At 59.7% G+C, this 18,546-nt stretch carries 18 protein-coding genes; 3 read left to right on the top strand and 15 right to left on the bottom strand.

All coding sequences use genetic code 11. From position 1 onward, the window contains the following. Positions 1-28: 28 nt before the first annotated feature. Both PspS04_RS11965 and PspS04_RS11960 read right to left on the bottom strand, forming a co-directional pair. Complete coding sequence (locus PspS04_RS11965; protein WP_095169730.1) at positions 29-253, bottom strand: hypothetical protein; 225 nt, start codon at positions 251-253, stop codon at positions 29-31. 104 nt (positions 254-357) lie between these two features. After that, entirely contained in the window at positions 358-1,074 is a 717-nt protein-coding gene (locus PspS04_RS11960) for a class I SAM-dependent methyltransferase (protein ID WP_159995452.1), read from the bottom strand. A gap of 223 nt (positions 1,075-1,297) precedes the next feature. Between PspS04_RS11960 and PspS04_RS11955 the strand changes: the two genes are divergently transcribed. Beyond that, positions 1,298-1,846 carry a YdeI/OmpD-associated family protein gene (locus PspS04_RS11955; protein ID WP_159995450.1) on the top strand — a complete coding sequence of 183 codons (549 nt, stop codon included), beginning with the start codon at positions 1,298-1,300 and terminating at the stop codon, positions 1,844-1,846. A 27-nt stretch (positions 1,847-1,873) separates the two neighbouring features. On the opposite strand, the gene PspS04_RS11950 is transcribed toward PspS04_RS11955, so the two are convergent. Next, the gene (locus tag PspS04_RS11950) at positions 1,874-3,088 is read right to left on the bottom strand and encodes an aldose 1-epimerase family protein (protein WP_159995448.1); all 1,215 of its coding nucleotides are present in this window, start codon (positions 3,086-3,088) and stop codon (positions 1,874-1,876) included. 106 nt (positions 3,089-3,194) lie between these two features. Further along, positions 3,195-4,094 (bottom strand): alpha/beta fold hydrolase, encoded by a 900-nt coding sequence (locus tag PspS04_RS11945; protein ID WP_095169726.1) that lies wholly within the window; start codon positions 4,092-4,094, stop codon positions 3,195-3,197. Between the two features lie 292 nt (positions 4,095-4,386). On the opposite strand from PspS04_RS11945, the gene PspS04_RS11940 reads away from it, so the two are divergent. After that, positions 4,387-5,010: a glutathione S-transferase family protein gene (locus tag PspS04_RS11940; protein WP_027618193.1), complete on the top strand. Its 624-nt coding sequence runs from the start codon at positions 4,387-4,389 to the stop codon at positions 5,008-5,010. A 358-nt stretch (positions 5,011-5,368) separates the two neighbouring features. Here PspS04_RS11940 and PspS04_RS11935 read toward each other — a convergent pair whose 3' ends face one another. Together PspS04_RS11935 and PspS04_RS11930 are read right to left on the bottom strand one after the other, a co-directional pair. Beyond that, on the bottom strand, positions 5,369-6,268 hold the full coding sequence (locus tag PspS04_RS11935) for a DMT family transporter (RefSeq protein WP_159995446.1): 900 nt from the start codon (positions 6,266-6,268) through the stop codon (positions 5,369-5,371). A 99-nt stretch (positions 6,269-6,367) separates the two neighbouring features. Beyond that, on the bottom strand, positions 6,368-7,438 hold the full coding sequence (locus PspS04_RS11930; protein WP_159995444.1) for an SDR family oxidoreductase: 1,071 nt from the start codon (positions 7,436-7,438) through the stop codon (positions 6,368-6,370). A 74-nt stretch (positions 7,439-7,512) separates the two neighbouring features. Between PspS04_RS11930 and PspS04_RS11925 the strand changes: the two genes are divergently transcribed. Further along, positions 7,513-7,917 carry a MerR family transcriptional regulator gene (locus tag PspS04_RS11925; protein WP_159995442.1) on the top strand — a complete coding sequence of 135 codons (405 nt, stop codon included), beginning with the start codon at positions 7,513-7,515 and terminating at the stop codon, positions 7,915-7,917. Positions 7,918-7,990: 73 nt separating this feature from the next. On the opposite strand, the gene PspS04_RS11920 is transcribed toward PspS04_RS11925, so the two are convergent. From PspS04_RS11920 to PspS04_RS11880, 9 genes are all read right to left on the bottom strand, one after another. Then, a complete protein-coding gene (locus PspS04_RS11920) occupies positions 7,991-8,722 on the bottom strand; it encodes a CPBP family intramembrane glutamic endopeptidase (protein ID WP_159995440.1) in 732 nt (243 codons plus the stop codon). 130 nt (positions 8,723-8,852) lie between these two features. Further along, positions 8,853-9,233 (bottom strand): hypothetical protein, encoded by a 381-nt coding sequence (locus tag PspS04_RS11915; protein ID WP_237234988.1) that lies wholly within the window; start codon positions 9,231-9,233, stop codon positions 8,853-8,855. Positions 9,234-9,352: 119 nt separating this feature from the next. Then, on the bottom strand, positions 9,353-10,771 hold the full coding sequence (locus PspS04_RS11910; protein WP_159995436.1) for an aldehyde dehydrogenase family protein: 1,419 nt from the start codon (positions 10,769-10,771) through the stop codon (positions 9,353-9,355). 14 nt (positions 10,772-10,785) lie between these two features. Further along, positions 10,786-12,111, bottom strand: coding sequence for an aminotransferase class III-fold pyridoxal phosphate-dependent enzyme (locus PspS04_RS11905; RefSeq protein WP_095169722.1), 1,326 nt, complete (start codon positions 12,109-12,111; stop codon positions 10,786-10,788). After that, on the bottom strand, positions 12,108-13,625 hold the full coding sequence (locus tag PspS04_RS11900; RefSeq protein WP_159995434.1) for a serine hydrolase domain-containing protein: 1,518 nt from the start codon (positions 13,623-13,625) through the stop codon (positions 12,108-12,110). The genes PspS04_RS11905 and PspS04_RS11900 overlap by 4 nt, the downstream gene beginning before the upstream one ends. Before the next feature lie 67 nt (positions 13,626-13,692). Further along, positions 13,693-14,973 (bottom strand): OprD family porin, encoded by a 1,281-nt coding sequence (locus tag PspS04_RS11895; protein WP_095169720.1) that lies wholly within the window; start codon positions 14,971-14,973, stop codon positions 13,693-13,695. Positions 14,974-15,103: 130 nt separating this feature from the next. After that, entirely contained in the window at positions 15,104-16,735 is a 1,632-nt protein-coding gene (locus PspS04_RS11890; RefSeq protein WP_159995432.1) for an ABC transporter ATP-binding protein, read from the bottom strand. Positions 16,736-16,737: 2 nt separating this feature from the next. After that, a complete protein-coding gene (locus PspS04_RS11885) occupies positions 16,738-17,607 on the bottom strand; it encodes an ABC transporter permease (RefSeq protein WP_095169718.1) in 870 nt (289 codons plus the stop codon). Continuing rightward, positions 17,604-18,545, bottom strand: a complete 942-nt coding sequence (locus PspS04_RS11880; protein WP_159995430.1) for an ABC transporter permease — start codon at positions 18,543-18,545, stop codon at positions 17,604-17,606. Before PspS04_RS11880 ends, PspS04_RS11885 begins: the two co-directional genes overlap by 4 nt. Position 18,546 lies beyond the last annotated feature (1 nt).

Here is an 18,546-nt window from a genome sequence, read left to right as displayed (position 1 = left end):
GACGTTGAGCGTGCGCAGTGCCAGCCATTCATGACTCGCTCTCGGCGCTCTTGGCAGAATGGAATCCCGCGAAAATCATGCCGAACAGCCAGCCACCGATCATGGCTAGATAGATGGACCTGTACCCTGGGACGGTATAGGCCAGCAAATAATTGAGTGCCGTCACCGCAATGGCGGCAAAGAGAAACTGCTTACGCGTAAACCTGCTTAGAAAACGCTCTGCGGCGGCGTTCAGGGCCTTGAGGTACTTCATCGGTTTCATCCTTGAAAAACCCGGCAATCCTAACCCAAGCCCCACTGACACACCAAGGCGCAGGCTCCGTCGATTGGCAAGAAACCACAACCTATCGCTGCCGTTCAAATGGTTTTACGCGTTAGCCAGGCACCCCAGAACAGACTACTGAAAAAGCGCGTAGCGTCTGCGAATCCAGCGTCAAACATCAATTGTTGAACCGCCGCCTCGGAATGGGGTGGGTCGGCACCCTGAAGGATTTTCCCCAGCTTGGCCTTCACTTCATCCGCGCTGGCGCCATGCTGTCGCCACCGTTGCCCCCAGGCCGCAAGCAATAACGGTTGGCTGGCATAAGCATATTGATTGCCGGCGACAATCAACGGCGCACCCGGCTTTAGATGAACCCGAATGGAGCGTAAAATCTGTCGCTTCGCAGCATCCCCCTCGAGATGATGGAGCACCCCGATCAAGGTCGCTGCGTCGTATGACTCATCCGCAACCAGGTCTTCAACATGGCCGAGATGCAGGCTGGTTCGCTCAAGCAGATTGTTTGCCTGCAACTGCTGCGCCGCAGCCTCGAGCATCGGCTCGGATGGATCAACGGCAGTGAAGCGCCAGGTCGGCTCCAGCGCTGCCATCGCAATAATCTCCTGAGCCGTACCACCCGCGCCAACCACCAGCACTTTCGCCGAGCGCGCATCGCCCAGGCTTGCCGCCAGCATGCACGCAGCAAGATCCTGGCAGGCGTCATACCCGGCTAATGCGATACGGCTCTGGCGTGCGTACTCATTAGCCCGTGAAGTATCGAATTTTTCAGCTGAGTTCAGAGGGGATGATTTCAAGGCGGTTCTCCGTGTCCTTGAATCAAGCTACGCCAGATAATCCGATAAGAAAAATTCATTAATTTTATAAGAGGCATTCCTCAAAGGAATGTTCGGGACGGGTTCTTGTGAGGCGTTAGTTGCACGATGCGAAGGACAACCAGCGGCCACCAGCAGCCGCTGGACAGCCTCGTGGCGAGTCGGTAGCGTCGACCTTCCAGACGTATCAGTTGGAGGCGTGGCAATGACAACAGTCGATGTGAAATCCCGATTCGAAGCAACGCTTCTTCGTCCGGCGAAGCCTGGCAATGATACGTCTTGGGCGTTCTTGGTACTGCCAAGAGACGCGAGTGAACAGCTGCCGAGGCGAGGAAGGACGACAGTTGAAGGCACGATCAATGGATACCCTTTCCAGGCAACCCTTGAGCCGGATGGTCAGCTGAGCCATTGGCTGCAGGTCAGCGGAGCGTTACTCGAAGCCGCCGGCGCGGCCATTGGGGATGTCGTTACACTCGAGCTAACTCCTGTGAAGAAGGAACCCGAGCCTGACATCCCGCCAGATCTTCAGGAGGCACTGGCAGCCGCTCCAGAGGCTCATAAAGTCTGGAAAAATACGACGACCATCGCCCGAGTCGACTGGATACACTGGATTTCTTCAGCCAAGCAACTCAAGACGCGCGCAAAACGAATCAGTGATGCCTGCGACATGCTCGCGTCCGGCAAGAAGCACGTTTGCTGTTTCGACCAGTCCGGCTATTACAGTAAGGCCTTCCGCGCGCCCGAGGCCGTCTAAAAGGGGACGGATTTATTATCCCTGGCGTCAGCCCTTGGTCAGATCAACCAACGGCGTCTGCCGCACCTCAGTCTCCCGCCCACCCTGGATCTCGCTCACTTGCTTCAAGGCCTTGTCCACTGCCGCCTTATCCGCCAACAAGCTGTAGCTGATGCGGAACTGCTTGTGCTCCTTCGGCGCAATTGTCGGGACCAGGTTCAGTGGCCGCTGATAACGACGGTTGTAGGAAAAACTTGTCCCCGGTTCCAGCCCCGTGACATAGCCCTGGCCCTGGGTATCGGTGTTTTTCCACAGGGAAAACACCGGCAGTGTCTGAGTATTGAAGCCGACCGCAACGCCCAGGCTACCGGCCTTGTTATGCAACACCGTCAACGTATCGCCCTTGGCATCGGCATACGGCACCACGTTGTAAACCGTTTCGTCGTAGTCCTTGGTTGGTGCGCGGTAGGTTTGCCAATCGGGCAGATCGCCCTTGGCCTTGTCGTTGAACGGCGACACCTGTTTTACCGGCGCGGCGAAACGAGCGCCCTGCTCCAGGAACGGCGTACTGAAGTTACTGTGATACAGCGCCTGGTATTCCTTGGGATAGTCGCCGTTGTTGGTCAGAGTGTCGTTGAGGGCGAACACTACGCTGGCGGGTTCGGTAACCAGTTCGGTCGCGACCGAGAAGTCGACCTTCTTGAACGCCTGCTCTTTCAGTTCACCGCGCAGGGTGATGGCGTACGGTGGTTTCTCATCGATGTGCAGGGTGACTTTGTTCGCAGGAATGTTCGCGGCCCGACCGTGCAGGGTCAGCAGTTCACCGTTGTCGACGCCGGGGTGGCCGACCCATTCGTATCCACAGCGGGTGACCAGTTCATTGAAACCTTCCAGCCAGCCCAGGCCACCGCGGCCATTGAGTTCGATGAAGGACGGATTGACCACCTCCTTGACCGGCGAATCCCAGCCCATGCGCACATCACCGACCGAGGCCTGCAAGACGTTCATGCCGCGAGTTGGTACTACCGAGAGTTTCATCGTGCCGTTATCGATGTCGACGATGCTGACGCCCTCCTGCCGACCGCCGTGCAAGGTGCGCAGGGTAACGCTGAAGGGTTTGTCGGTTTTTATGCCGAGTTGCTGGCTGGTGATCTGCCAGTTCTGGGCGGCTTTGTCGGTGTCGAGCAGAACGTAATCCCAGGCCATGGCGTGGGAGGCAGCGGACAGTGCGCTGAGGGCAACAACGAGTTTGAGCGGGGTCATGGCGGCAGCCTTTCTTGGAGTTGTGCCTTTTTATAAACTTGATGAATCGTTTCAGCAAGCTTAAAAAGGGACAGATTTATTATCCCTGACAACCCACTGCCGCCGCTTACTGGTCCAGGAACTTGAAGACAGCACTGGCGAACAGTTCTGGCTGGTCAAGCATGACGAAGTGAAAGCTGCCATCAATGCGCCTGAAACTGATGTTTGGGGTCGAGACATAGGCGTTACGGAACATTGCATCAACCTGGGTCGCATCTACGCCGTAAAGCAAGTCGTAGGCATAGACGACCTCGACCGGCACCCTGATGCGTCCAAGCTCAGGCCGCAGGTCGGTGACCATCAGCTCATGCATGGCATCGGCCACGGTCTTGCGGTCCGAGCTTGTTCCCGCCGCGGCCAAGCCAGGCCTGACCGCTTCAGTTTTGGCGAGACGGGCGATGGATGCATGCTGCATGACTTCCGCCTGTTCAGCCGTTGCCGCTAACATTGCATCGCGCATCGCAGCAGCCTGCGGGGTCGCCGCTTCACTGGTCGCCGAAGGGTCAAACAGCAACGCATAAAAGGGCAGCGCATCGACAATCATCAGGCGTCCAACTTGGTCGGGATGACGAGCACCTAGCATCAGTGCCACCTCACCGCCCAACGAATGGCCAATGATGGCCGGGGCCTCGATGCGCTGGCTGCGGATATATTCAGCGATCGCCTCGGCCGTGGGCGCTACTACTTTCCCGCCTGGATCGGATACGGCAGGCGAGCCGGCAAAGCCAGCTACCTGTACCAGATGAAGACGGTGGCTCTGCTGTAGTCTGGAGGCCAAATCAGCCCACACTTCGTAAGACGACGCCAATCCCGGAATCAATATGATGTCTGGTCCCGAGCCTTGGACCAGCACCGAAATACCACCCTGTTTGATCGCTCCTGGCGGCAGGGGCGCAGCCTGGGCTGGCGATGCAGACACCAGCGCCAACGTTGTGCCGATCCCGGCAAGGATCATTCTCAAACGCATGGCGTTGCCCTTTTAGCGCAATGCGAAAAATAAGCGATATCACAGTCGCCAATCACACCGACGAGTAGGCAGCTTGAGGGGTACATAGCCATTCCTTTGACCGACAAAATATCGCCACTATACGGTGCACGAAGGCGCCGGGAAACTATCCTCTCATGCAATCCTTAGCGTCCGTTTTGGGTCGACAGCTGCCGGTCGCGATCGGCAGAAATCGGCTAAAAACGGTCGCTGGACACCCGACTCTACTAGGCGATATTGTCGACACGACCAGCCATCACTGTAAGGACAAGGAATGTTGCGCGTACTGGGTAAGGCATCATCGATCAATGTACGAAAAGTACTCTGGGCCTGCGCTGAGATTGGAATCCCCTTTGAGCGGGAGGATTGGGGTTCTGGATTCAGGTCGACGCAAACGCCCGAATTCATGGCGTTGAATCCCAATGCCATGGTGCCGGTCATCCAGGATGACGATTTCATCCTCTGGGAGTCAAACTCGATTATTCGCTACCTGGCGTCTCGCTACGACGACACCGGTTTGTACCCGATCGAAGCAAGGGCCAAAGCGCGTGTGGATCAATGGATCGATTGGCAAGCGTCGGATCTCAACAAATCGTGGAGTTATGCCTTTATGTCGCTGGTCAGGCATTCGCATGGGCATCAAGACAGCCATGCATTAGCAACCTCATGCGATGACTGGTCGAGGCACATGGAGATTCTCGATAGACAGCTCGACTCAACCGGGGCCTACGTCATTGGTGACAAGTTTTCTCTTGCAGACATACCGATTGGACTCTCGGTTAATCGATGGTTTGAAACACCCTTCGCTCATCCGAACTTTCCTGCAGTGAGCGACTATTACGAACGTCTGAGTCGGCGACAAAGCTACCGGCTGTACGGAAGGAATGGAACGCCATAACGCTGTAGCAGAGTTGTTTGATCGCAGTTCAGGCAGATCGGTTACTACTCATTCCAGATGTCCGCATTGGGTCGATTCTGTTGAAAAAGTCGGTCATGGTTTCCACGGTAGAAAAGTACGCGTTTGAGATTGAAATCTTTACTTCGAGCAGAGGGTTCGGGGCTCAGATTTCGCGTAGCTATGCGCAATAAAGACGTTTTCAGCGGTCAGTATTGGGGCAATCTGGGCGAAACGACTTTTTCAACAGAATCGGTCGTTTTCAGCCGGTGACGACAGACAGAAATCGGCTAGAAGCGGCAAATCGCTCAAAACTCTCAAAAACCACAGATTGCTGAAATCATCAGGATCCGAAACTAGCTCACTCGGTCGAAGAGACGGACGCTTTGCTGCCCAAGCGGATTAGTTCATTGGAGAAACACAGGCCGACGATAATCAGTGCTGCTCCCGCATACAGGCTTTCGCGCGGCACTTCATTGAGCGCCACAAACGCCAGCAGCGCGGCGAACAATGGCTCGGTCAGCTCCAGCGCTTGCACTTGGGATGGCTTGAGATACTCGATGGCCTTGGTGGTGCAGAAGAAGCCCAGGATTGTCGGCAGCGTGGCCAGCGCCAGCAGCGCAGCGATCGCCAGCGGCGACAGCTCGCCCATCGCAAAACCATCGGCCGCAGCCGGCATCAGCAGGTACAGGCTGCCAAAGAACAACAATTGCCGGGTGAAGTGCAGCCCTCCCGAAACACCCATACGCTTCATGGCAACTGAAAAGGCCCCATAGCCGCAGCCGGCCATGCAGGCGAGCGCAGCGCCTTGCAGGTTAAAACCCTGCTGCAGGTCGCCGCCGAAGATCACCGAGATCCCAGCGATAGCCAGTGCGGCGCCAACGGTTGCGTTGGCGGTGATGGCATCCTTGAGGAAAATGCGCCCCAGAATGATCGAGGAGATTGAGGCGCTGGCCATCAGCACCACCACCACACCTGCCGCAGCATAGTGTCGATAAGCGGACGTTTCGAAATGGAACAGCACGAAGATGCCAAGGAATGCGCAGATAGCCGCTTGAATCCATTTGGTCGACACCGCCGGGCGCTTGAGGAGAAACAGTAAGATCGAGAGAAGCACGCAACCAAGTACGGTCTTGATGACAGCGACACTGCTGGCGGTGAAACCATTACTCATGAGCACTTTACTGAGCACACCGATCGTTGCGTTCAGTGCCGCAGCGCAGAGTGCAAACATGACGCCTTTGCTGAAAGTAGATTGCATTGTTGACGATCCCTGTCGCTGAATTGTCGTTCGATAGAGTGCCGTCCTACATCGACGGCGAAAAGTTTGAGGATGCCCGCAAGGGAGAAGTCAGAGGGCCTAGCCCTTGGCTATGCAATATGAGTTGACGAACCTTGCAGTGTGCTGCAAAGACTGTCGTATATCCGGCTTGGCTATTCCATGCCTGTTGGCAAACTGCTCGACCGCCGCGGTATCAAAACGAGTGGTCTGGATGAAGTCCAAGGCTTCGGGTTTTGAATTCAAAAACCGCGCAACGGGAGGAATACTCAGTAGCAACTTCAGCAATCGGAGTGAAATGTAATGCTTGGGAGACTTTAAGCCCAAAGGTTGTGCCGCCTGTACCAGCAGTTCTCGTAAGTTGGGCGTTTGGTCATCGAGCGCCAGCAGTTCCTGACCCACCATGGCAGGATCAAAAGCACACACCGCCACCAGTTCAACCAGGTAATCCACGGTAACCAGTGGCAGCCAGTGCTCGGTGGTACCAGGCACTGCAGTCAGCTTTCCCTGCACAAGGTTGCGTATCAGCTCCACCAGCGGCTGACCATCAAGGATATGCCCCGTACGGCTGTGGCCACAAACCGTCGCGGGATGGACAACGGTAATCTCCCCGCCCTTGGCGGACATGACCTCCAGGGTCGCAAAATGCGCCTCCAGCTTGCTCCCCTCGTAACCACCGACACGTCGGTAGACAGCAGGCCAATTCGTCAGCTGCGGATAACGAGGATCAATTCCGATGCGCTGCAGATGTTCATGATTTTTCAGCATGTAGCCGCCGATCATCACTAACCGGCTCTTTTGCTCAGCCGCCAACAGCGCCACGCGCTTTGCCCCTTCCACATTCACCGCACGAGAATGCTCCACTGAAAGCCCCCATGCGAAGTGGGCGCCCAGGTGGAATATGACGCTGGCGCGCCTTAGCACTTCTCGGTCAGCAAGACTCAGCCCGAGATTGTCTTGTTCCAGATCGCCAGCAACGGCAAATACCCGGGCTGCGCAGCCTCTCAAATTGTCGACTTGCTCGCGCAGTGCAACCAGTCGATCCGGGCGACGCATCAACACCCGAACGGTGTGACCTTTTGCACTCAGGTACGCCACTAAATGTTGACCGATAAAGCCGGTACCCCCCGTGACAAAGCACTCCACGCTCATTTCCCTGTTCCTTGTTTAAGGTGAGAAATCAAGCGTAAACTATCGACCCAACTCCACAGTCAAGCGGTGTTTTCATGAAAATCGGCGAACTCGAAGCCCGCAGCGGCGCCAGCCGCCATACGCTGCGTTACTACGAACAAATCGGCCTGATCTCACCGCTGCGACAAACTAACAACTATCGCGTTTACACCACGCAAACGCTGCAGGATCTGGACTTTATCCAGCGCGCGCAAAGCATGGGGTTTTCCCTGGGGGAAATAGGCGAGATTCTGGATGCGCAGCGCAACAAGCTGATCGATTGTGCTGACGGCGCTAAGTTAATTGAAAAAAAGATGGCAGAAATCAAACAGAAAATCGCCAGCTTCCAAAGCATCTATCAGTATCTGGATCAAGAGCGTGCAAACCTCGAAGCCAGTGCTGCCAAGCAGCTTGAACTTCAGCAACTGAGTAACCCTTCCAACCGAACTGTCAGCATCTGAGAAACCGAAGCTGCATCGGCAGTCGCGTGAGCACGCCCTTCAAATATGCATACGGATCATGGCCGTTAGGCCACTACATGGGCACGGCAATCAGCACTATCGCCGTCCCATGTGCGGCTATGGCAGCACTTACCCCATAGCGCATGCGCACCAAAGCGCAGACCAGCCCCTCAACCAGCGTGAACAGTAAAATCGGCCAGCCAATCCGGGTAACGCTCAGTGCCAGGAACGAATGGCAGGCGGCGAAGGCGATAGCACTGATCAGGGCTGCTCGTAGTGCACAAGTGTGCTGTTCGAGGTGTCCTTGCAGGAACCCGCGAAACAGCACCTCTTCCAGCGCGTTGCCGCCGTAGGCCAGCACGACCATGCCCAGCAACCAAGGCCAGTACCCTGCTATCTCGCCGACATCGGTGCCTTGATAGAGCCGCAGCGGGACACCGATCGCACAGCCGGCAGCGATGCCCAGGGCAAGTCCCGCGGCCAGGTTGCACTTGCGCCAGACCACGAGTTTCCATAACTCGGGGGCGATCCGTGCCAGAGCGGCGATGATCGCCAGCGACAGAACGCCTAGCGTGGCCAGGACCAATGGATTTGAAATAAAGCCGATCTGCACGCCGCCACTCAGGGACCATAAGCGCAGCGGGGTCATCACATCGCGCATCAGTACGAAGGTCAGCAGCAGGATCACAATGCGTAGACCTGGCTGCGTCTTCGGTGTCAGCCAGAACCACAGGGCACAGAGGCAAAGACCTGGAAGCAGGTAAATACCGTAGTCGATGAGTAGCGAAAGTCCTTCTGCGATCATTTGGCCGTCCATGGGATGCGAAGCAAATGCTGAGGGTAGGCGCTGCGCAGCAAGCTGAGACTGTGTTTATCCCTGCCTGGTTATTAACGGAGTGAACCGTCGCAGCGTTTGTCGACGAGGTACCAGCTGGCTATTGCTCCTTCGCCTGCCGGAACTCCTCCCGGGTAGGCATCGTCCAGTCCTCGGCTGTTCTTTCATGCACCGAGTCATCGCGCAGCGCGCCATCGTAGGTGAACGTCAGCAAGTAAAATGCAAATGCGGTTGCGGCTAACGCGGCTCGGCCCATGGGGTTCGCATCTTTGGATAATCCACCTGGGCCAAGCGCGACCCAACCGCCGCGACAGTACGCAAAGACTGCCTGGATAAGCCATCCGTGCACCAGCAGCGCGCCAAAGAAATTCGGTCCATCCCCGGCAAAACGCACAAAGGCGTTTACCAGTGCGGCCGCGATCATCAACGCCAGTAACCAGTACCGATAGCGCCTCAAGAATGCCAAGACGGTGCTTTCCATTCCCATACAACTCTATCCCTACTAACGATGGCCTGGACTTGCCATTTAACCACAAGGGTTGCAAGCAAGAAGGTTAATCAGGACCTTGATAGTCCCCCCTTGGCACACGCCTCAAGCCGCTAGTAGCCGAACATCGACTTGCTCTCCAGGTACTCGTCAAACCCCTGCTCACCCCACTCACGTCCATTGCCCGACTGTTTGTATCCGCCAAACGGCGCGGCCTGGTCAGCACGCGCGCCGTTGATGTGGACCATCCCGGTACGCAGTTGGCGGGCCACCGCGCGACTGCGATCCAGGCTCGCCGAGGTGACGTACCCCGACAAACCGTAAAGGCTGTCGTTGGCAATGGCTATGGCCTCGGCTTCGCTGTCGTAAGGCATGATCGCCAGGACCGGGCCGAAGATTTCTTCACGCGCCACTCGCATATCCGCGGTGACGTCGGCAAATATCGTCGGTTGTACATAGTAGCCGCGCTCAATGCCTTGCGGCCGGCCCAGCCCTCCGGCGACCAACCGCGACCCCTCGGTCATCGCCTGCGCGATCATCGCCTGTACACGCTCGAACTGCACGGCGTTCGCCACCGGGCCGAGGGCTGACGCCGGGTTACTGTCGTCGAAGCACACCTGCGCCAGCACGTCCCTGGCGAGATCAATCACCGCCTGTTGCTGGGCGCGGGGCACCAGCAGCCGCGTCGGCGCATTGCACGACTGGCCACTGTTGCGGATACACCCCAAGACCCCGTGACGCACCGCGTCGGGCAGGACCGCATCGTCCAGCAGGATGTTCGCCGATTTGCCGCCCAGCTCCTGGGACACCCGCTTGACCGTATCGGCCGCCGCCTTCGCCACGGCAATACCAGCGCCGGTCGAGCCGGTAAATGAGACCATGTCCACGTCGGCATGGCGTGCCAGCGCGGTACCCACGCCAGGGCCGTCGCCGTTGACCAGGTTGAACACGCCTTTGGGCACCCCGGCCTCATGCAGGATTTGCGCGAGGATCAGCGCCGACAGCGGCGCGCGCTCACTCGGCTTGAGGACCACGGTGCAACCCACCGCGAGGGCTGGCGCGAGCTTGCAGGTGAGTTGATTGAGCGGCCAGTTCCAGGGCGTGATCAAGGCGCATACGCCAATCGGCTCACGCACCACCAGCGTATTGCCCAGGCACCGTTCGAAGCGGTACTCGCGCAACACCTGCAGCGCCTGCGTCAGATGGCCCAGTCCCGCCGGCACATGGGCGCTGCGGGCCAGGGACAGCGGCGCGCCCATCTCCAGGTGAACCGCTTCGATCAACGCTTCGCTGTGGCGTTGGTAGCCTTCGATAATGCGCTGCAGCAGGTCGATACGCGCTTGCAGCGAACTCGCGGCAAACGCCGGGAACGCCTGGCGGGCCGCACTGACTGCACGGTCCACATCCTGCGCGTCACCGAGGATGATGCGCGCCACCGCCTGCTCGGTGGACGGGTTCACCACTGTTTCGACGGTTTCGCCATGGGGTTTGACCCAGGCGCCGTCGATGTAGAACTCAAACAAATCGGACATGCCATCGACTCCCATCAGGCGACCTGTTGCAACGCATCCGCCAAGGTGTCGAACACCTGGGCGATCTCCTGCGGGCTGATCACCAGCGGCGGCGAAATCACGATGGTATCGCCCGAGCCGCGCACCAGTACGCCGTGCTCGAAGCACCACTGCGCCACTTCGCTGCCCCGTGCGCCGGCGGCACCGGGGCGCGGTTCGAGTTCGACGGCGCAGAGCAAACCGACGGTGCGGACGTCGAGCACCGGGCCAACACCGCGCAGCGTCAGCGCGGCGGACTGCCAGAGCCCGCTGACCGCGTTGACGTGTTGATTGATGCCCAATTCACGATGCAACTCGATGGTCGCCAACCCGGCCGCACACGCCAATGGATGCGCCGAATAGGTGTAGCCGTGCATCAGCTCGATGACATTGGTTGGCCCGGCCATGAACGCTTCATACACCGCGCCGCTGACCAGCACACCGCCCATGGGTACGGCGCCGTTGGTCAGGCCTTTCGCCGTGGTGATCAGGTCCGGTGTCACGCCGAAGGCTTGCGCGGCGAAGCTGGCCCCGACACGGCCAAAGCCGGTAATCACTTCGTCGAAAATCAACAGCACGCCGTGCCGGGTGCAAATCTCGCGCAGGCGTTGCAAGTACCCCTGGGGCGGCGGGTAGACACCGCCGGAGCCTGTCACTGGCTCAACGATCACCGCGGCCACGCTGCTCGGGTCCTGGATCTCCAGCAGTTGTGACAACGCATCGGCGTAACTGGCGCCGTGCTGTGGCAGTCCCGCGCTGAAACGCATCTGCGCGTCATAAGGCAGCGGCAGGTGTGACACCTCCCCCAGCAGCGGGCCAAACTCACGTTTCTGCCGGCCGATACCCGACACCGACAGCCCGCCAAAGCCCATGCCGTGGTAACCCTTGGCCCGCCCGATAAACTTGGTCCGGCGGCTGTCGCCCCGGGCCTGGTGATAGGCCCGAGCAATTTTCAGCGAAGTGTCGACCGCCTCGGAACCTGAGTTGGTGAAGAACACCTGCTCGATGCCGGCCGGGCTGATCTCGATCAAACGCTCGGCCATCTCCAGGGCGTGGGGATGGCTCATCTTGAATGAGGAGACAAAGTCCAGGCGCCCCGCCGCTTCGCGAATCGCCTCGACGATTTTGGCCTGGCCATGTCCGGCGTTGACGCACCACAACCCCGCCATCGCATCGAGTACCCGTCGGCCGTCGGTGGTGGTGTAGTACATGCCGTCGGCGCTGGCGAACATCATCGGTTGCTGCTGGAACTGGCGCATCGGGGTAAACGGTGCCCAGAACGCGCTGGACCGGGAACCTGATGGGTTGGATAGATCGTTCATAGCGACTCCTGCAAAGTACTGGTTGGATGGCCGGTCAGCGTCGGGCGCTGCAACGGGCCAGCGTTAACGTTGACGCGGCGGTCCACAGACAAGCTGCCGCGCTCGATGCGGCAAGTGACGTGGTCACAAAAGGCGGTTTCGACAAATTGCCAGGTCATGCTCAACGCGCCGTCCTCGGTCCAGCGCGCCTGCGCCACCACCGGGGTGATTTGCGGCTGGTATTGGTGATGTAGATAGTGTCCGGTCATGCTGGTCTGGCTTTCGATACCGTCGGCCAGGCCTGCGCGAATGCAGTGGGTGCCACGCGGGTCGGTGAGGTAAAAATCGCAATGGTCGGGGCCAAACTCCAGGCGTATCGTGCTGACCTGATCTTCATTGGCCTCCATCACAAACGTGCCGCTGAACTGCGCCTGATGCGGCGAGGTCGACGCACCTGTCATAACCGGCCGCCGTTGATTGGCCAACTGCGCGGCAAGATCGGCATCTGCCGCGCAGTCGCCGGGCACGCCCAACGCCGGCAACAGGTGCTCCCACAGCAGGCTATGCAGGCGCCTTTCACCCAATGGCAGCCCTGCGGTAAACGCAATCACCGCGTTGTGTTGCGGCAGCACAATGCACTGCTGGCCAAACACCCCGGAGGCGTAATAGCCGCCGTGCAGGGTCATCCACCACTGGTAGCCATAGCCCTCGCGGCGCGTCACAGCTGCGTTGCTCGACTCGTCGCGACCCAGGTAGCGCTTGCCATCGAAGGCACCCATCCATACATCGTCGACGTGCCCGCGCGTGGCCTGCGCCACCCACTCTCTGGACAGTAATTGTTGCCCCTCCCAGTTACCTTGCTGCAAGTGCAGCACGCCGAACTTGAGCAAGTCCTCGGTGCTGCAACTCAAGCCATTGCCACCCGTGTTGAAGCCACCCGGTGCCAGGTCCCACTCGATGCGGCCCATGCCCATGGGTTGGAACAGACGGGTGTTGCACAACTCGAACGCCGTTTGGCCGCTGACCACGCTGACAATGGCCGAGAGCATGAAGCTCGACGCGCTGCTGTAGATGAAGTGCTGCCCTGGCAGGTCTGCAACCGGCTCATTGAGGAACAACTTCACCCAACTTTCACTGCGCCCCCGCCAGGCCCCGCCAGAAATACCCTGGCGATGCCCGGTGCGCATGGTCAGCAAATCGCCCACGGTCATGGCGGCCAGGTTGGCGCTGACCGGTTTCGGGCAGTCGGCGGCGAAAAAATCCACCACCTTGGCCTCCAGTGACAGCACGCCGTCATCAACCAATAGCCCAATGGCCATGGACACCCAGCTCTTGGTTGCCGAATGCTGCACATGGAGTCGGTCGGCACGGTAAGGCGCCCAAAATGCTTCAGCCACCACCGCACCGTCGCGGTACAGCATGAAACTGTGCAACTGAAGGCACGCAGCGTTCACCGCATCGATGAAATCACTCACGCCACGCGCCGATACGCGTTGTTGGCTGGGCAATGCCCGCCGCAACGGCAAACTCGTCATCTGATCTATCCCCTCATTTCCATTGCCTGGGCGTGCAACAGGCTGCCCCTGCTGCACGCCGTCACTGCTACCAGAGCGCCACGGTGTAGCCGACGATCACTCGGTTTTCATTGGTGTCACGGGCGAAGTTGCTGGTGGCGCTAGCGTTCTGCCAACGCAGCGACACGTCCTTGAAAGTGCCGCTCTGCACCACATAGCCAAGACTCAGATCGCGTTCCCACTCGCGCCCTTCGCCGTCGAAGCCAATGACCTTGGCGTTGTCGCCCTTGGCATAACGGGTCGAGAACAGCAGGCCGGGAATGCCCAGCGTGGCGAAGTCATAGTCATAGCGGGCGTGCCAGACGCGCTCGCCGGTCTGGGAGAAGTTCGCCAGTTGGTACTCGGTGAACAGGTACGTGTTGGTGCCGTCGACATAGGTGAACGGCGTCGAACCGTACTGCTCCTGGTAACCGCCACTCAGGTTGTGGCCATGCAGGCCATAGCCCACACGCGTACTCAACGCACGGTTATCGACTTTGCCGGCCAGCCCTGCGGCATCTTCGCTCGCGTCGAAGTAGCGGACGTCCGTCTTGAACGTGCCGGGGCCCCACTTGAAGCTGTTTTTCAAGCCCAGGTAGTGCTGGCGGTACAAGCTCTCCAATTGCGCGAACTGGTAGGTGGCGATGGTGTTAGGCGTCAGCTTGTACTCACCGCCGGCGTAGCGGAACTCATCGCTTTTGGCGCTGCTTTTGTACGCGCCGTACTGGCTGGTGAGGCCCATGTCTTCGTAGTTGGTCGAATCGCGCTGCTTGACCTGGTCCAGTTGCCCCACGGTCAGGGTCAACTGGTCGATGTCCCTGGAGGTCAGCGCGGTGCCGCTGAAACTCTGCGGGAACAGACGACTGAGGTTCGGTTGCAGGGTGGGCAGGTCAGGCACCATATAGCCCACACGCAGCTCGCTTTGCGCCAGGCGCGCCTTGCCGGTGACGCCGAGCTTGGAGTAGTTGTCGTGGGCACGGCGGGCATAGCTGGGAGCACCCGGTTCGGCGACGCTTGAGCGGGACAACAGCCCGGTGCCCGAGTTGTCCGGGCTCGAATCGAGCTTCATCCCGAACATGCCGACCGCGTCGAGGCCAAAACCGACAGTGCCTTCGGTAAAACCCGATTGGACGTTGAGGGTGAACCCCTGTGCCCACTCGGCGCGCTTGCTCTGGCCGCTGGACTCGCGATAGTCGCGGTTGAAGTAATAGTTCTTCAGTTCAAGCGCAGCCTTGCTGTCGGCGACGAAGTCAGCCTGGGCAAACAAGGGCATGAAACCGGCGCCCATGACACTGGCACTGGCGAGGACTGTGTTGAAGCGGATATTCATGTGTAGGTTCCTGGCAGACAGGTTGAGTGGAGTTGTTTTTGTTTTCTTCGACCATGGCTTCGCCTGCTTCGCCAATCAGCGATTGACGAAGGGTGGGTTTGCAAAGCACAGGCCTGGGGTGTTGCAGTACCTAAATCACGCTGGCACGGAGGCGGTAACTGCCATCCGCACGTTTTTCCAAGGGGCTGGCCGCCGCGAGCAGCCGGCGGGTGTAAGGGTGTTGTGGAGTGTCGAAAATCCTCTCGCGCGGGCCCATTTCCACCACCTCACCCTGGTTCATCACTGCCACGCGATGGGCAATGCGCTCCACCGCCGACAGGTCGTGGGAGATGAACAGGCAGGCGAACCCGTATTGGCGCTGCAGGCGTTCGAACAACTCCAGAATCTGCTTTTGAATGGTCATGTCCAACGCCGAAATCGGCTCGTCGGCAATCACCAGTTTCGGCCGCCGGACCAGCGCTCGGCCAATTGCCACGCGCTGGCGCTGGCCACCCGAGAGTTGATGGGCAAAGCGCTCACGGAACTGCTCGGGCAAGCCCACATCGAGCAGTGTGTCGGTGACCCGCTGGCGTTTTTGCGCAGCCGTCAGGCCCGGTTCATGGCGCAGCGGCTCGGCGATGATCTGGCCCACGGTCATGCGCGGATCGAGGGATGAATACGGGTCCTGGAAAATCATCTGGCATTGCAGGCGGTGCGCACGGTTGGCGGCCTTGAGGATATCCACGCCCTGGAACAGGATCGACCCGGCGCATGGCGTAACCAACCCGACCACGGCACGGCCGAGGGTGGTCTTGCCCGAACCACTGCCACCGACCAACGCCAGGGTCTCGCCCGGTGCGATGCTCAGGTTCACCGAATGCACCACCCGCTTGGGCACGCTGCGCCCCCAAAAGCTGCGCGGCCCCGGATGTTCGATGCACACATCCTGGACCTGCAACAGCGCACTTTCGGCCGCTGGCAATGGCACCAGCGCGCCGCGCCGTGGCAGCGCTTCAAGCAACTGGCGGGTGTAGTCGGCCTTCGGCGCGAACAGGATGTCTTCGATTCGGCCCTGCTCCACCGCCTTGCCCGCACGCATCACCACCACCTTGTGGGCATAACGCGCGACCAGGGAGAGGTCATGGCTGATGAACAGAATGGCGGTGCCCTGCTCGCGGGTCAGCTCCAGCATCAACTCGATCACGTCCAGTTGTGCCAGGCAATCGAGTGCCGTGGTCGGCTCGTCAGCAATCAACAGCGCCGGGCGCAGCAGCATCACCGAGGCGAGCATAATGCGTTGGCGCATGCCACCGGAGAACTGGTGCGGATAGGATGCCAGGCATTTCTCGGCGTCCTTGATACCGATGCGCTGCAGCATATCGCTGCAACGCTGACGGATCGTCGCCGCGTCCAACTCGGTGTGCAACTTGAGCGCCTCGCTCATCTGCCGGCCAATGGTCAGCGCGGGGTTGAGCGAGACCATCGGTTCCTGGAACACCATGCCGATCCGCGCGCCGCGCACCCCACGCATCGCCTTGGCATTGCCGGGCTCCAACGGTTCACCCTGGAAGATGATTTGCCCGCCACACACGTTCATCGGCGCTGGCAGCAAGCCAATGGCCGCGCGTGCAGCCATGGTCTTGCCACTGCCGGACTCGCCCACCAGTGCAACGATTTCCCCGGGAGCCATGGTGAAGCTGAAGTCGTCGACAGCCAGCGGACCGTCTGTACCGACACGAATCTGTAGATTTTCAACGGCCAGTAGTGGCACTGAAACGCTCATGCTCATTTCCTCATGCGCGGGTCGAGACGATCGCGCAAGGCATCGCCGAACAGATTGATAGCCAGCAACGTCAGGCTGATAAAGATGCCCGGGAAGATCCCCAGCCACGGTGCCGTCGAGATGTAGGTGCGGCTTGCCGAGAGCATGCTGCCCCAGGTGGCAGCCGGCGGTGGCACGCCCAGGCCAAGGAAGCTCAGCGCGCTCTCCGAGAGCAAGGCCCAGCCGAACATGCTGGTGGCCAACACACACAACGGCGCCAGGCAGTTGGGGGTGATGTGGCGGAACATGGTGTACAGCTCTGAGTTGCCGATCACCCGTGAGGCCTCGATGAACTCCAGCTCACGCAACGACAACACGCTGCCACGCACCACCCGGACCACCGAGGGGGTGTAGGCGATACCCAGGGCGAGCACGATTCCGTACTGGCTGGCACCCACGATCGCCATGATACCCAGGGCCATGAGGATCCCGGGAAACGCCAGCAGCGCATCGTTGAGCATCATCAGCACGCGGTCGGTCCAGCCGCGCAGGTAACCGGCGAGCATGCCGATCACCGTGCCGCAGATAACCGCCACGCTCACCGAGAGCAGGCTGATCCACAGGCTGGTGCGTGCCCCAATGATCAAGCGACTGAACACGTCACGGCCGAACTCGTCGGTGCCCAGCCAGTGTGCAGCGCTCGGCGCGTGCAGGCGCGACAACAAGTCCAGCTTGAGCGGGTCATAAGGTGTCCACACCACGCCGAGCAACGCCAGCAATACCAGTGCCGCGAGTAAACTGCCGCCGATCAAGGCATTCAACGGCGGGTAACGCCAGCTCCGTCGAGGCTGGGTATCCAGCCCGCTCGGCAAGGCAGGAGTCTTGAGGTTCATAGCTTCACCCTTGGATCGAACAGCGGATACACCAGATCCACCAACAGGTTGACCAACACATAGATGCAGGTGATCAGCAGCAGGCAACCCTGCAGCACCGGATAGTCGCGGGAGAAGATCGCATCGACCATCAACCGGCCGATGCCGGGCAAGGTGAACACGGTTTCCAGGACTGCAATGCCGCCGAGCAGATTGCCCAGGATCAGGCCGATCAGGGTCCAGGTCGGCGCAAACGCATTGCGCAGGGCGTGATTCCACAGCACCGCGCCCTCTGACAATCCCTTGGCCCGTGCATGGGCGATGTACTCCAGGCGCAACACTTCAATGGTGCTGGCCCGTGCCATCCGCGCAATGGCGCCGAATTCCACCAGGGTCAGGGTAATGATCGGCAGCACCACATAGGTCACCGCCTTCATGGGATCGCTGGCGAAGCCAACGTAGCCGATCACCGGCAACCAACCCAACTGGATGCCGAACACATACAGCAGCAACAAGCCCAGCCAGAAGCTTGGCACCGACAACAGCAAGGTCGCCGTTGCCACCAGGCCCAGGTCCATCGCGCTGTTTTGCTTCCAGGCCGCGAGCAAGCCCACCGGTACCGCGAGCAGGGTCGCCAGCAACACCGCGACGAGCACCACCGTGGCGCTGACGCTGAAACGCTCGACCAGCAACTCCAACACGGGCTGGCGACTGCTGATGGACACCCCAAGGTCGCCACTGAGCACCGACTTGATCCAGATCAGGTACTGGGTCGGCACCGAGTGGTCCAGCCCCAGGCTGCTGCGCATGTCGGCGAGGCTTTGCGGGTCGGCCATGTCGCCCAGCATCAGCAACGCGGGGTCGCCGGGAATCAGGCGGATCAAGGCAAACACAATCACCGAGATCAGCAGCAGGGTCGGCACCGCCATGCCGAGCCTGTGCAAGATGAATCGAAACATA

It is taken from the genome of Pseudomonas sp. S04 (genome assembly GCF_009834545.1).
GTDB lineage: Bacteria > Pseudomonadota > Gammaproteobacteria > Pseudomonadales > Pseudomonadaceae > Aquipseudomonas.
This window is presented reverse-complemented; position numbering and strand designations above follow the sequence as displayed.

What these genes read in the sequence shown, in the direction of transcription:
- PspS04_RS11965 (WP_095169730.1), bottom strand. Translation starts at nt 253, where the DNA reads ATGAAGTACCTCAAGGCCCTGAACGCCGCCGCAGAGCGTTTTCTAAGC.
- PspS04_RS11955 (WP_159995450.1), top strand. Translation starts at nt 1,298, where the DNA reads ATGACAACAGTCGATGTGAAATCCCGATTCGAAGCAACGCTTCTTCGT.
- PspS04_RS11950 (WP_159995448.1), bottom strand. Translation starts at nt 3,088, where the DNA reads ATGACCCCGCTCAAACTCGTTGTTGCCCTCAGCGCACTGTCCGCTGCC.
- PspS04_RS11945 (WP_095169726.1), bottom strand. Translation starts at nt 4,094, where the DNA reads ATGCGTTTGAGAATGATCCTTGCCGGGATCGGCACAACGTTGGCGCTG.
- PspS04_RS11940 (WP_027618193.1), top strand. Translation starts at nt 4,387, where the DNA reads ATGTTGCGCGTACTGGGTAAGGCATCATCGATCAATGTACGAAAAGTA.
- PspS04_RS11935 (WP_159995446.1), bottom strand. Translation starts at nt 6,268, where the DNA reads ATGCAATCTACTTTCAGCAAAGGCGTCATGTTTGCACTCTGCGCTGCG.
- PspS04_RS11930 (WP_159995444.1), bottom strand. Translation starts at nt 7,438, where the DNA reads ATGAGCGTGGAGTGCTTTGTCACGGGGGGTACCGGCTTTATCGGTCAA.
- PspS04_RS11925 (WP_159995442.1), top strand. Translation starts at nt 7,513, where the DNA reads ATGAAAATCGGCGAACTCGAAGCCCGCAGCGGCGCCAGCCGCCATACG.
- PspS04_RS11920 (WP_159995440.1), bottom strand. Translation starts at nt 8,722, where the DNA reads ATGATCGCAGAAGGACTTTCGCTACTCATCGACTACGGTATTTACCTG.
- PspS04_RS11915 (WP_237234988.1), bottom strand. Translation starts at nt 9,233, where the DNA reads ATGGAAAGCACCGTCTTGGCATTCTTGAGGCGCTATCGGTACTGGTTA.
- PspS04_RS11910 (WP_159995436.1), bottom strand. Translation starts at nt 10,771, where the DNA reads ATGTCCGATTTGTTTGAGTTCTACATCGACGGCGCCTGGGTCAAACCC.
- PspS04_RS11905 (WP_095169722.1), bottom strand. Translation starts at nt 12,111, where the DNA reads ATGAACGATCTATCCAACCCATCAGGTTCCCGGTCCAGCGCGTTCTGG.
- PspS04_RS11900 (WP_159995434.1), bottom strand. Translation starts at nt 13,625, where the DNA reads ATGACGAGTTTGCCGTTGCGGCGGGCATTGCCCAGCCAACAACGCGTA.
- PspS04_RS11895 (WP_095169720.1), bottom strand. Translation starts at nt 14,973, where the DNA reads ATGAATATCCGCTTCAACACAGTCCTCGCCAGTGCCAGTGTCATGGGC.
- PspS04_RS11890 (WP_159995432.1), bottom strand. Translation starts at nt 16,735, where the DNA reads ATGAGCGTTTCAGTGCCACTACTGGCCGTTGAAAATCTACAGATTCGT.
- PspS04_RS11885 (WP_095169718.1), bottom strand. Translation starts at nt 17,607, where the DNA reads ATGAACCTCAAGACTCCTGCCTTGCCGAGCGGGCTGGATACCCAGCCT.
- PspS04_RS11880 (WP_159995430.1), bottom strand. Translation starts at nt 18,545, where the DNA reads ATGTTTCGATTCATCTTGCACAGGCTCGGCATGGCGGTGCCGACCCTG.